This is a genomic window from Streptomyces mirabilis (assembly GCF_039503195.1).
GTDB lineage: Bacteria > Actinomycetota > Actinomycetes > Streptomycetales > Streptomycetaceae > Streptomyces > Streptomyces mirabilis_D.
The window spans coordinates 6,684,336-6,697,669 of the sequence record NZ_JBCJKP010000001.1 but is presented as its reverse complement, the minus strand read 5'-3'; the positions used below and the strand labels follow the sequence as shown (position 1 = coordinate 6,697,669).

Sequence of the window (13,334 nt, the reverse complement as noted above, 5' to 3'; positions counted from 1 at the left end):
GGGTGAGCCAGTCCGACGGCTATTAAGTACAGCACGGAACCAGGGCCTTGGAGAAGGCCGCTGCTGCCGTGGTTAAGAACCTATGGGGATTGCTGGGGCATGCGCAAACTATTTTTTCGACGAGTTTGCATCAGTCACCCTCGCGGCCCTCCGTAGGCTCTTGACCTGCACAGATGGCCAGAACATCGGCCCCGAAGCGGTTGAACTTGCGCACGCCGACCCCGGGGATCCGCGCCAACTCGCCCTCGTCGTCCGGCGCGGCCTCGGCGATCGCCATGAGTGTCTTGTCGGTGAAGACGCAGAACGCGGGCTGCCCACTGCGCTGCGCCTGTACCGCCCGCCACTCCCGCAGCCGCTCGTAGAGGCCTTCGTCCATGTCGGAGGGGCAGTCCTCACAACGCATCAGTTTCATCTCACCGGCGTCGGTCAGCGTGCGCCCGCAGACCCGGCAGCGGGCCGGGGTCCGGCTCGTCCGCCGTACGATCGTGCCTCCGCTGCTTCCGATGCCGCGCTCGATGCCTCCTGGGCCGCCGCCGGCGCTGCGGCCCGCGGTGGCGACGGAGCCGGGGCGCAGCCCGTCGAGGAAGCGGCTGGGCCGGCGGTTGGGTCGGCCGCCGGGTGAGCGGGACAGGGCCCAGGAGACGAGGAGGTGTTCTCTGGCGCGGGTGACTCCGACGTAGAGGAGTCGGCGTTCTTCCTCGATCTGCTCGTCGGTCTTTGCGTAGGTGATCGGCATCATCCCCTCCGCGACGCCGACCAGGAAGACGACGTCCCACTCCAGTCCCTTGGCGGAGTGCAGGGAGGCGAGGGTGACGCCCTGGACGGTCGGGGCGTGCTGGGCACTCGCACGCTCGTCGAGTTCGGCCACCAGGTCACCGAGGGTGGCGCCCTGTTTGGCGGCGGCGAAGTCCTGGGCGAGATGGACGAGGGCGGCCAGTGACTCCCAGCGCTCTCTGACGGCGCCGGATCCGGCCGGGGGTTGGCTGGTCCAGCCCTCGCCGGAGAGCACCGCTCGGACCTGGGAGGGCAGGTCGACGGCGTCGTCGAGGAGGGAGTCGTTGGCGCCGAAGCGGGCGGCCGCGCGCAGGGCGGCGCCTGCTTTGCGCACCTCAGGGCGGTCGAAGAACCGCTCGGCGCCACGCAGCTGGTAGGGCACTCCGGCGTCGGCGAGGGCCTGTTCGTAGATCTCGGACTGGGAGTTCGTGCGGAAGAGGATCGCGATCTCGCCCGCGGGGATGCCGGAGGCGATGAGGTCGCGGATGCGGCCGGCGGCACCCTCGGCCTCGGCGGGTTCGTCCGTGTATTCGGCGTAGACGGGCTCGGGGCCCGGGGCGCGCTGGGAGATCAGTTCCAGGCGGTGGTCGGCGGCCCGGCCGCGGGCCTGGGAGAGCAGGCCGTTGGCGAGGCGCACCACCTGGGGTGAGGAGCGGTAGTCGCGGACGAGCTTGACGACGGTGGCCCCGGGGTGGCGGGTGCGGAAGTCGAGCAGGTGGTCGGGAGTTGCACCGGTGAACGAATAGATCGTCTGGCTGGCGTCGCCGACGACGCAGAGGCTGTCGCGCTCGCCGAGCCACAGTTCCAGGAGACGCTGCTGCAGGGGGCTGACGTCCTGGTACTCGTCGACCACGAAGTGCTGATACTGGGAGCGGACCTGCTCGGCGATGTCGTGACGGTCCTGGAGGATCGCGACGGTCAGCAGCAGGACGTCCTCGAAGTCGATGACGGCGCGGTCGCGCTTGAGGTCCTCGTACGTGGCGTAGAGCTGGGCGATCTCGGCCGGGTCGCGGGGCGAGAGACGGCCGGTCTTGGCCGCGGCGGCCGCGTAGTCGGCGGGTACGGTCTGGGTGACCTTGGACCATTCGATCTCGGCCGTGACATCGCGCAGCTCGCCCCGGTCGAGGCGGATGCGGCAGGCGGCTGCCGCGTCGGCGACGAGCTGGATCTTGCGGTCGATGAGCCGGGGCAGGCCGCCACCGACCGCTTTCGGCCAGAAGTACTGGAGTTGGCGCAGCGCGGCGGAGTGGAACGTGCGGGCCTGGACACCACCAGCGCCGAGCTGGCGGAGCCGGCCGCGCATCTCGCCCGCGGCCCTGTTGGTGAACGTGACGGCGAGCACACTGGAGGGCTGGAGGATCCCGGCACGCACCCCGTAGGCGATGCGGTGGGTGATCGCTCGTGTCTTGCCCGTGCCGGCGCCTGCCAGCACGCACACCGGACCGTGCAGGGCGGTGGCGACCTCGCGCTGCTCGGGGTCGAGCCCGTCGAGCACCGCGTCGGCCGTGTCCGGTGCCTGCGGGAAGAGGGTGGAGTGCGTTGCTGCTGTCACCCCGCCATGCTGCCAGGTCGGCGGGGACGCATGAGCCGGTTGTCCACAGGGAGGCCCTTGCAGTCGTACTAATGCGGCAGGCGCTGGGCGTGCTCTTGCTCACCCGTCCCCCGCGAGGTGCACTCGTGTACCGGGCCGGGGTACCCGGGCACGGGAATGGTGGCCCGCTCGCGTACGTTCCACCTCTGCGACAACGCACCCCCAGCAGCAAAGGAGCGCGAGACACATGCCGGGCACTGTGACGATGTACAGCACCACGTGGTGCGGCTACTGCACGCGACTGAAGGGCCAGATGGACCGCGCGGGCATCGCGTACAACGAGATCAACATCGAGCAGGACCCGGAGTCCGCGGCCTTCGTGGAGAAGGCGAATGGCGGAAACCAGACGGTTCCGACCGTGCTGTTCGCGGACGGCTCGACGCTCACCAACCCTTCGCTGGCGCAGGTCAAGCAGAAGATCGGCGCGTAAGCGGATCATCATCGGAGCGCCCCCGGCGGTTGCCGCGGGCAGTGACGGGGGCGGTCCTTGAGTCAGACTCAAGGACCGCCCCCGTTGTGTGACTTGCGCCACTCGCCCGAGTGGTGTGGTGTGTCGGTCAGGCGGCTACCGCTCCCGGGCGCGGCAGGGGCTTGCCGTACCAGAGCTCGATCAGGCGGGCGGCGATGGAGATGCCGAACGGAGGCAGTACCTCGCCGGACTCGAAGGCGGTGCGCAGGTCCTCGCGGGAGAACCAGCGGGCCTCGTGGATCTCCTCGCCGTCGACGTTGATCTCGGACGAGGTGGCGCGGGCCATGAAGCCGAGCATGAGGCTGGAGGGGAACGGCCAGGGCTGGCTGGCGACGTAGTCGACCTCGCCGACCGTGACCCCCGCCTCCTCGAAGACCTCGCGGCGCACGGACTGCTCGATGGACTCGCCGGGTTCGACGAAGCCGGCGAGCGTGGAGAAGCGGCCCTCGGGCCAGTGCACCTGGCGGCCGAGCAGGATGCGGTCCTCGTCGTCCGTCACCGCCATGATCACGGCCGGGTCGGTGCGCGGGTAGTGCTCGGCGCCGCAGGCGGGGCAGCGGCGGATGTGTCCGGCCGCCGCGATCACGGTGCGCTCGCCGCAGCGTGAGCAGAAGCGGTGCAGCCGCTGCCAGTTCTCCAGGGCGACGGCGTGCACCATCAGACCCGCGTCGCGGGGTGAGAGCAGGAGTCCCGCCTCGCGCAGGCCCGCCGCGCGGGCGGACTGGTCGATGCGGCCGGGGAGGGCGTCCTTCTGGAGTGCGAAATAGCTCACACCGTCGTCGTCCGTGCCGAGGAAGTAGCGGTGCGCCTCGGTGAGCGGGGCCTCGAAGGAGGGGGTCATGACGAGTTCGGTGGTGCCGTCCGTCGTCTCGTCGATGAGCACCTGACCGCCGGAGACCACGAAGACGCGGGTGGTGGGGTGGCTCCAGGCCGCCGCGAGCCAGGCCTCGTCGAGCCGGTGGTGGGCGGCCCTGTCGATGCCGCTCGGGGCGGTGAGCGAGATGGGGCGGTCGGCGGTTCGGTCGGTCCAGGTGGTCACGGGTGCTTCCAACTCCCCCGGTGGAACGGTTATTTCGGCGGGCGGTTCAGCAGGGCGGGTGCGAAGGGCGCTGTTCGGGGTGGGGACGGACTTTTCAAGAAGGGTGGAGACGGGCTCTTTCAGTGTGCCTCGCGCCAGTTCTCGGCCAGGTCGCCCCACAGGTAGGCGCTGGTTTCGACGCCCTTCATGAGGAGGTCGAGTTCGACCTTCTCGTTGGGGGCGTGCCAGCCGTCGGAGGGGACGGAGATGCCCAGGAAGAGCACGGGAGCGCCGAGGACTTCCTGGAGGTCGGCCGCGGGTCCCGAGCCACCCTCGCGGGTGAAACGGATCGGCTGTTCGAAGGCGCGGCTCATGGCGCGTACGACGGACTGCAGGGCGGGGTGGTCCAGCGGTGTGAGGCAGGGGCGGGTGGCGGCGCCGAACGTGATCTCGTGCCGGATGCCGGCGGGCAGCCGGTCGGCGGCCCAGGCGCGGACTGCCTTCTCGATGTGGTCCGGGTCCTGGCCCGCCACCAGCCGGAACGAGAGTTTCACGGTGGCCGAGGACGGGATGATCGTCTTGCTGCCGGGGCCCTGGTAACCGCCGCCGATGCCGTTGACCTCGGCGGTGGGGCGGGCCCAGATGCGCTCCAGGGTGGTGTGTCCGGCCTCTCCGTAGGTGGCCGTCGACTTGGCCGTGCTCAGCCAGCGCTCCTCGTCGAAGGGCAGTTCGGCGAAGAGCTCACGCTCGCGTTCGGTGAGTTCGGTGATGCCTTCGTAGAAGCCGGGGACGGCTACGCGCGCGTGCTCGTCGTGAAGGGCCGCCACAAGGCGGGCGGCGGCGGTGGCCGGGTTGGGCACGGCACCGCCGAAGGAGCCGGAGTGGATGTCCTGTCGCGGCCCGTACAGCTCGATCTCGCATTCGGCGAGGCCACGCATGCCGGTGCACACGGTGGGGGTGTCCTCGGACCACATGCCGGTGTCGGAGACGATCACCGCGTCGGCGGTGAGCCGGTCGGCGTGGCTTTCGACGAGGTCGCGGAAGTGCGGGGAGCCGGACTCCTCCTCGCCCTCGATCAGGAGCTTGAGGTTCACGGCCGGTGCGCCGCGCCCGGTGGCGGCGAGGTGCGCGCGGACTCCGAGTGTGTGGAAGAACACCTGACCCTTGTCGTCGGCGGCACCGCGCGCGTGGAGGCGGTTTCCGCGGATCACCGGTTCGAAGGGGTCGGTGTCCCAGCCGTCCTCGCGGGCTGCGGGCTGCACGTCGTGGTGTCCGTAGACGAGAACCGTGGGGGCCCCGGGGTCCTCGGCGGGCCATTCGGCGAAGACGGCGGGGGCGCCCTCGGTCGCCCAGACCTCGGTGATCGGGAAACCGGTCTCCTGCAGCTTGGCGGCGAGCCAGTCGGCGCTGCGTGCCACGTCCGCGGCATGGTCGGGCTGGGCCGACACCGAAGGGATGCGCAGCCACTCCGCGAGGTCGTCGAGGAAGGCCGTGCGGTGGTTCTGGATGTACGTGCGGACGGTGCTGACGGCGTTGTCAACGGGCTTGCTCATGCTCACGAGCCTATCCGCCCACGGAGGCGTGTTCGTCCGGCGGATCCCCGGCGGAAGCTTGCTGTGGGTCCGCCGGGTCCTGGGTGAGCAGTCGTTCCAGTGCCGCGCGGTCCGGGAGCCCGTCCGGGTGGACCACCTCCCCGCTGCGGACGTACAGGAACGCGGCCTTGACGGACTCCAGGGGCACGCCTTGCTGTTCGGCCCAGGCGAGGCGGTACAGGGCGAGCTGGAGGGGGTCGGCGGTACCGGTGCGGCTGGTCTTCCAGTCGACGATCTCGTACGTCGTGCCGGCGTCGTCCTGCGCCCGGTAGACGGCGTCGATCCGGCCCCGTACGACGCGTCCCGCGATGGCGAGCTGGAACGGTGCCTCGACGCGGTGGGGGGTGCGGTGCGCGTAGGGAGTGCGTTCGAAGGCGTCCTTGAGCTCCTCCAGGTCGCGTTCGTCGGCGATCTCGGCGTCGCTGCCGGGGAGCTCCTCCGGTTCCAGCATCGGCAGCCGCAGCTCTTCGAAGCGGGACTCCAGCCAGGCGTGGAAGCGTGTTCCGCGGCGCGCGGCGGGCTGTGGGGGGCGTGGCATGGGGCGTGCGAGCTCCTGCGCGAAGCCGTCCGGATCGGTGGCCAGGCGCATGAGCTGCGTCACGGTGAGCGAGGCAGGCAGGGGGACGTCGGTGACGCTCGCGCGGGCGCGCAGGAGCTCTCCGGTCAGGGCGTCGAGGTCGCGGTCCCAGGAGGCGAGGGTGCGGGCCTCCTCCGGGGTGAGGTGCGCGGGTTCCTCAAGGTGCGGTTGCTCAGGAAGGTGCGGTTGCTCAGGGTGCGGTTTCGCAGGGTGCGGGCGAGCCCCCGGAGCCGGCGCCTGGTGCGGGATCGTCGGGCGGTCCTGCGCGGGGCGCGTCGGACGGTCCTCCGGGCGGTCGACCGACCAGGAGTCCCAGTCGGAGGCGTCCCCGTCGGGGAAGCCGTCGTCGGGGAAGTCGTCGTCCCCGTAGGGCACGTCGTCGTACGCGGGATCGTCGTCCTCGGGCGGAGGTGGCCAGTCCGGATCGAGGTACGGGGTGGGGTCGTGGTCGGCCGTGTGCCGGGCTCCCTCCGCCCCGGGGTGGGGCTCTTCGTGGGACGCCGCGCGCTCCAGGTGGGCGAGTACGGTCTCGGCGGCGGCGCGGCGGCGGGCCAGTGCCGCGTCGTCGAGCGGGAGCGGCCACGCGTGGTCGGCGGCCGCCTCGCGCAGGGCGGGGTTCTCCTCGTCCTCGGCGGGCTCCTCGGCCCAGACCTCGATCTCGCCGTGTCCGGCGGCGCAGTGCTCGTAGAGGGCGTCCAGGAAGTCCGAGGGGCCGCGCGGCTTCTTCTGGGAGGGGCCCCACCAGTGGCCGGAACCGAGCAGGAGCGAGCGGGGGCGGGTGAAGGTGACGTAGCCGAGGCGGAGCTCTTCGGTGTGCTGGTGGTCCTTCATGGCCTCGTGGAAGGCCTTGATGCCCTTGGCGTCCCAGGTGCCGATCTCGGGGAGCGTGTCGGCGTCGCCGCGCAGCTCGTGCGGCAGGACCTTGCCCTGGGCGGTCCACTTCTCGCGGCCCTGGCCGCTGGGAAAGGTGCCGGTGACGAGTCCGGGGACCACGACGACGTCCCACTCCAGGCCCTTGGACTTGTGCGCGGTGAGCACCTTGACGGTGTTCTCGCCGCCGGGCAGGGCGTTGTCGAGGCCCTTCTCGTACTGGGCGGCGGTGCGCAGGAAGCCGAGGAAGGCCAGCAGCGTGGCCTCGCCGTCGCCCGCGGCGAAGGACGCGGCGACGTCGAGGAAGTTCGACAGGGTCTCTCGGCGGCGGGCGGCCAGCGCGTGCGGGGACGCGGAGAGCTCGACCTCGAGGCCGGTGACGGCGAGCACCCGGTGCAGGACGTCCATCAGGGGGTCGGCGAGCGAGCGGCGCAGGTCGCGCAGCTCGGCGGCGAGCCGCGCGAACCGCACCCGCGCGTCCGGCGAGAAGGGCAGCCCGTCGTCGTCCCCTTCGGCCTCGATGGGCATCTCCAGGAACGTGTCGAGGGCGTCGGCGAGCGATACCACCTCGGCCGGGTCGACCCCCTCCACGGCCGCCGCGAGCCGGCGGTCCGGGTCCTCGTCGGCGCCCACGCGCGCGTGGGACACGAGCAGGCGGGCGCGCCGCCCCAGAAGGGCGAGGTCGCGCGGGCCGATACGCCAGCGGGGGCCGGTGAGCAGACGGACCAGGGAGGCGTTCGCCCCGGGGTCCTGGAGGACTTCGCAGACGGCGACGAGGTCGGCGACCTCGGGCAGGTGCAGCAGGCCGGAGAGGCCCACCACCTCGACGGGGATGTCCCGGGCGACGAGCGCGCCCTGGATCTCGGCGAAGTCGCCCGCCGTACGGCACAGCACGGCGATCTCGCCGGGTGCCTTTCCGGTGCGCACCAGGTGGGCGATGGAATCGGCGAGCCAGTCGATCTCCTCGGCGTGGGTGCGCAGCAGCGCGCAGCGGACCTGGCCTTCGTGCTCGGCTCCTGGGGCCGGGCGCAGGGCCTCCACGCCCTCGTGCATGGCGCGCAGGGGCTCCGCGAGGCCGTTGGCGAGGTCGAGGAGGCGGCCGCCGCTGCGACGGTTCTCGCTGAGCGCCTGGCGGGCCGCGGGGCGGCCGTCGGCGTGTGCGAAGTGCTCGGGGAAGTCGTCGAGGTTGGCGACGGAGGCGCCGCGCCAGCCGTAGATGGCCTGGCAGGGGTCGCCGACCGCGGTCACGGGATGGCCGGTGCCGCCGCCGAAGAGTCCCGCGAGCAGGATGCGCTGGGCCACCGAGGTGTCCTGGTACTCGTCCAGCAGCACCACCCGGAACTCGTCGCGGAGGATTTCCCCGACCTCGGGGCGGGTGCGGGCCAGGGTGGCCGAGAGGGCGATCTGGTCGCCGAAGTCGAGGAGGTCGCGCTCGCGCTTGGCCGATCGGTAGCGGCCCACCAGCTCGGCCAGTTCACGCCGGGCCGCGGCCGCCTCGGGGACTTTCCGCAGGTCGGCGTTGGTGAGTTTGGCGCCCTCCAGGGAGCGCAGCAGCTCGGCGTCGTAGGCGCGCAGATCCTCGGGCCGTACGAGGTGTTCGGCGAGCTCGGAGTCGAGTGTGAGGAGATCACCGACGAGGTCCGGGAAGGAGCGGGTCAGCGCCGGGTACGGTCCCGGGGCCTCGCGCAGTACGCGGGCGGCGAGCTGGTAGCGGGTGGCGTCGGCGAGCAGGCGGGAGGTCGGTTCGAGTCCGATGCGCAGGCCGTGGTCGGTCAGCAGGCGGCCTGCGAAGGCGTGGTAGGTGGAGATCACCGGCTCGCCGGGCGGGTTGTCGGGGTCGATCACGTCCGGGTCGGTGACTCCGGCCTTGATCAGCGCCTTGCGGACGCGCTCGGCGAGTTCGCCCGCCGCCTTGTTGGTGAACGTGAGACCGAGGACCTGTTCGGGGGCGACCTGTCCGGTGCCGACGAGCCACACCACACGAGCCGCCATCACCGTGGTCTTGCCCGATCCGGCTCCGGCCACGATCACCTGCGGGGCGGGCGGTGCGGTGATGCAGACCGTCTGCTCCGGGGTGAACGGGATGCCGAGGAGCTCCTTGAGCTGCTCGGGGTCGGTGATACGGGCGGGCATGTCGGAGAGGCTAGCGGCGCCCACTGACAGCGGAGGCCACATCGGCCGCCGGGACAATAGAAGTGCTGGTCAACACGTGTGGTGCCGTACGTCACTCGCTGACGTGACGTCCCCTTGGGCCCCTCACTCGACCACGTGGCGTCCCTCGGGCCGAGCACTGCACGATGCCCGGAAAGCACAGTGTGTGCAGTGTTGTCCCGTGGTCGGTGAGAACCGTTCGTCGAGGACCTTCCCGGCCGCGGTGGCCAGCAGGTCGCCGACCCACTCGCCTTCGAGGGGCTCCTGGGCCTGCACCTTGGGGAGGGTCTCGCCGCCGTTCTTCTTGGCGGCGCCCTGACGCAGCTGGACGAGTTCCGCGCCGCCCGGCTCGGGGCGTACGCCGTCGAAGGTGTCGTCGACGGCCCCCTCGCGGACGGCGAGCTGGTAGACGGCGAGCTGCGGGTGGTGCGCCACCTCCGCGGCGCTGGGCGCGTGTTTGCCGGTCTTGAAGTCGACCACGTAGGCGCGGCCCTCGGTGTCCGTCTCGACGCGGTCCATGGAGCCCCGGATGCGCACCTCGTAGTCGCCCGCCTCCAGGGTCACGTCGAAGTCGTGCTCACTGGCCACCGGCACGCGTCCCGCACGGACGCCGTTGGAGTCGACGTGCCACTTCAGGAAGCGTTCGAGCGCCACACGCGCGTGCTCCTTCTCCTGTGCGGACTTCCAGGGCGCGTCGAAGGCGAGCGCGTTCCACACGGAGTCCAGACGTTCCATGAGGACGGCGAGGTCGGCGGGGGTGCGTCCGGAGGCGACCTCGTCGGCGAGGACGTGCACCACGTTGCCGAAGCCCTGGGCGGCGGTCGCGGGCGCGTCGGCCTTGACCTCGCGGCCCAGGAACCACTGCAGGGCGCAGGTGTTGGCGAGTTGGTCGAGGGCGCTTCCGGAGAGCACGACGGGCTGGTCGCGGTCGCGCAGCGGCACCTTGCTCTCGGTCGGCTCGTACATGCCCCACCAGCGGTAGGGGTGCGCGGACGGCACGAGCGGGCGGCCGTCCTCGTCGCCGAGGGCGGCGAGCTTGGCCAGGCGGTGGGCCGCGGCCTGCCGGAGGGTGTCCGAGACCCGCGGGTCGACCGTGGTGGCGCGCAGTTCGGCGACCAGGGCGGCGACGGACAGCGGGCGGCGGGGGCGGCCGGTGACGTCCCTGGGTTCGACGCCGAGTTCGGTGAGGAAGCGGGAGGGCTGGTCTCCGTCGTCGGCGGGGGCCTTCACGGCGGTGACGATCAGGCGTTCACGCGCGCGCGTGGCGGCCACGTAGAACAGACGGCGCTCTTCGGAGAGGAGCGCTCCGGGGGTGAGGGGTTCGGCGAGGCCGTCGCGTCCGATGCGGTCGGCCTCCAGCAGGGAGCCGCGGCGGCGCAGGTCCGGCCACAGGCCCTCCTGAACGCCCGCGACGACGACCAGGCGCCACTCCAGGCCCTTGGAGCGGTGCGCGGTCATCAGGCGTACGGCTGCGGGGCGCACCGCCCTGCGGGTGAGCGTGTCGGCGGCGATGTCCTGGGCCTCGATCTCCTCCAGGAAGTTGAGGGCGCCGCGCCCGCCTGTGCGTTCCTCGGCGCGGGCCGCGGTCGCGAACAGCGCGCAGACGGCGTCGAGGTCGCGGTCGGCGTTGCGTCCGGCCGCGCCACCACGCCGGGCGGCCCGCTCCAGGCGCTGCGGCCACGGTGTTCCCTCCCAGAGGTCCCAGAGCGCCTCCTCGGCCGTCCCGCCGCCCGCCAGGCGCTCCCGTGCCTTGCGCAGCAGCGCGCCGAGGCGCTGGGCTCCCCGGGCGTACGCCGGGTCGTGCGCGACGAGCCGCTCCGGCTCGGCCAGCGCGCGGGTGAGCAGTTCGTCGGAGGGCTGCGGTACGTGGTTGCCCGCGGCGCGCTCCTCCTCGCGCAGCGCGCGCCCCAGACGCCGCAGATCGGCCGCGTCCATGCTCGCGAGGGGCGAGGCGAGCAGGGTGAGCGCGGTTTCGGTGTCGAGCCAGGGCGCGGCTTGCGGGTCGGCATCCTCAGGTGCGTCGGCGTCTTCAGGTGCGTCGGCGTCTTCAGGTGCGTCGGCGTCGCCGCCGGAGGGCGTGGCCGTACCCGACTCCGCGCGCGCCACCGCCCGCAGTGCCGTCAGCAAGGGCGTCACCGCCGGTTCGTGCCGCAGCGGCAGGTCGTCGCCGTCGATGTCGAGCGGCACACCCGCCGCGGTGAGCGCCCGCCTGATCGTCGGGATCGTGCGGGAACCGGCGCGCACCAGGACGGCCATGTCGCCCCAGGGGACGCCGTCCTCCAGATGGGCGCGACGCAGGAGGTCCGCGATGTTGTCCAGCTCCGTGCCCGCCGTCGGGTACGTGTAGACCTCGACGGCGCCGCCGTCCCGTACCGGAGACAACTGGCGGTGGGCGCGTACCTTCTCCGCCGGAAGGCGGGTCAGCGGCATGCGCTGGGTGATCAGACGCGTGGCGGTCAGCAGGGCGGCGCCGGAGCGGCGGGAGGTGCGCAGCACCTCGACCGGCGCGGGGCGGCCGTCCGCACGCGGGAAGGCGTCGGGGAAGTCCAGGATGCCGTTCACGTCCGCGCCCCGGAAGGCGTAGATCGACTGGTCGGGGTCACCGAAGGCGACCAGGTTGCGGCCGCCGCCGGCGAGGGCGCGCAGCAGCCGGACCTGCGCGGGATCGGTGTCCTGGTACTCGTCCACGTAGACGGCGTCGTACTGCGCGGCGAGGCGTTCGGCGACGCCCCGACGCCCGGCGAGCAGGACCGCGCGGTGGACGAGTTCCGCGTAGTCGAGCACTCCTTGGAGGTCGAGAACGTCCAGGTACTCGGCGAGGAAGGCGGCAGCCGCGCCCCAGTCCGGGCGGCCGATGCGCCGGGCGAAGGCGGTGAGGGCGTCGGGGCTCAGGCCCAGTTCGCGGCTGCGCGCCAGTACCGCGCGGACCTCGTCGGCGAAGCCTCGCGTGGTCAGGCAGGCGCGCAGCTCGTCCGGCCAGCGGACATGGGCGAGGCCGAGCCGCTCCAGGTCGGGCTGGCCGGCGAGCAGTTCGCGCACCGCCACGTCCTGTTCGGGTCCGGACAGCAGCCGCAGGGGCTCCACGAACAGGTCACTGTCCTGGTGGGCGCGGACCAGGGCGTAGCAGAACGAGTGGAAGGTGGTCGCCCGGGGAGCGCGGGCGGCCCCTATGCGCAGCGCCATGCGGTCGCGCAGTTCGACGGCCGCCTTGCGGCTGAACGTCAGCACCAGGATGCGTTCAGGGTCGCCGCCCCGCGTGATCCGCGCCGCGACGGACTCGACGAGCGTGGTCGTCTTGCCGGTGCCGGGGCCGGCGAGCACGAGCAGCGGTCCCGTGTCATGGTCAACCACCGCGCGCTGCTCTGCGTCCAGACGAGGGGGCCCCACTCGGACCGGCGCGGTACGTACCAGTCGGTACGCGCCGCGGGTCCCCTGCCGCACCTGGGGGTGCGACAGGCGCCGGGTGGAAGAAGAGGAGCTCACGTGGTTCGCCGGTCCTGGAGGTTGTGCGGGATATCACTGCCGGCGCGGAGCGCCGTCGTTGAGGGGTGGTGGTCGGGCGACGGGTGGGAGGAGCGCCGCGCGTTCAGGGCGGTGGCCGCGGGGTGAGGGGGATGCGTGCCGTCGACGCTACGCCGGTGGGCAGCGTGGAAGGAGGGCTTCCCCTTCTTCCCTCGCACCACGTGCGTCCCCCGGCTCTCGAACGTACGGCATGTCACGGGCGTGCCCCGTTTCCCCCGTACGGGCCACAGGTTCCCCCTCGCCCCGTCCGATGCCGGAAGCTGTCAGGTGTGACCCTGCGCGCGTTCGCCGCCGTCCCATCGTGCCCGTCTCATGTCGATGCGCGGCAGATGCCCCTCGGAGGCCCTGCTCGCCTCCTTCAGGGGCGTGCCCTCGTCGCGGTAGTGGCCCAGCGCATCGAGTTCGTGGCCCGGGAGCAGCGCGCCGTCCGCGCGGACGACCCGCCACCACGGGACCGCTCCTCCATAGAGGGCCATCACCCGGCCCACCTGGCGCGGTCCGCCCTCCTCCAGCCACTCGGCGACGTCCCCGTACGTCATCACGCGCCCGGGCGGGATCGACTCGGCGACCTCAAGGACGCGCTCCGCGTACTCCGGCAGGGCATCCGTCGGAAGGCTCTCCTCGCTCATCCGCCCCATCCTGCCCCATCCCACCGACAGTGCGACGATTCGGTGACTGTGCGTATCCCTCGCCACGAAGGCGCACTTGGGGCAGACTGTGCGCCCCCGTATTTGCACCCTGATGCCCCCGTGTGTCGGTGGGGCATGCCA

General features: G+C 72.2%; 7 protein-coding genes. 1 reads left to right on the top strand and 6 read right to left on the bottom strand.

Annotated features, from left to right (window positions below; translation table 11 throughout):
• Window positions 1-130: 130 nt before the first annotated feature.
• A complete protein-coding gene (locus AAFF41_RS30935) occupies window positions 131-2,326 on the bottom strand; it encodes an ATP-dependent DNA helicase UvrD2 (RefSeq protein ID WP_343324970.1) in 2,196 nt (731 codons plus the stop codon).
• Between the two features lie 226 nt (window positions 2,327-2,552).
• Here AAFF41_RS30935 and AAFF41_RS30930 point away from each other — a divergent pair, with 226 nt between their 5' ends.
• Window positions 2,553-2,795 (top strand): mycoredoxin, encoded by a 243-nt coding sequence (locus tag AAFF41_RS30930; RefSeq protein WP_054228181.1) that lies wholly within the window; start codon window positions 2,553-2,555, stop codon window positions 2,793-2,795.
• A 127-nt stretch (window positions 2,796-2,922) separates the two neighbouring features.
• On the opposite strand, the gene nudC is transcribed toward AAFF41_RS30930, so the two are convergent.
• The 5 genes from nudC to AAFF41_RS30905 form a co-directional block, all read right to left on the bottom strand.
• Window positions 2,923-3,873 (bottom strand): NAD(+) diphosphatase, encoded by a 951-nt coding sequence (gene nudC, locus AAFF41_RS30925; protein WP_319746524.1) that lies wholly within the window; start codon window positions 3,871-3,873, stop codon window positions 2,923-2,925.
• Between the two features lie 119 nt (window positions 3,874-3,992).
• Window positions 3,993-5,405 (bottom strand): dipeptidase, encoded by a 1,413-nt coding sequence (locus tag AAFF41_RS30920; protein ID WP_343324969.1) that lies wholly within the window; start codon window positions 5,403-5,405, stop codon window positions 3,993-3,995.
• 10 nt (window positions 5,406-5,415) lie between these two features.
• Complete coding sequence (locus AAFF41_RS30915; protein ID WP_343324968.1) at window positions 5,416-9,024, bottom strand: ATP-dependent helicase; 3,609 nt, start codon at window positions 9,022-9,024, stop codon at window positions 5,416-5,418.
• A gap of 123 nt (window positions 9,025-9,147) precedes the next feature.
• A complete protein-coding gene (locus AAFF41_RS30910; RefSeq protein WP_343324967.1) occupies window positions 9,148-12,525 on the bottom strand; it encodes an ATP-dependent helicase in 3,378 nt (1,125 codons plus the stop codon).
• Between the two features lie 302 nt (window positions 12,526-12,827).
• Window positions 12,828-13,193 carry an MGMT family protein gene (locus AAFF41_RS30905; protein WP_054228186.1) on the bottom strand — a complete coding sequence of 122 codons (366 nt, stop codon included), beginning with the start codon at window positions 13,191-13,193 and terminating at the stop codon, window positions 12,828-12,830.
• Window positions 13,194-13,334 lie beyond the last annotated feature (141 nt).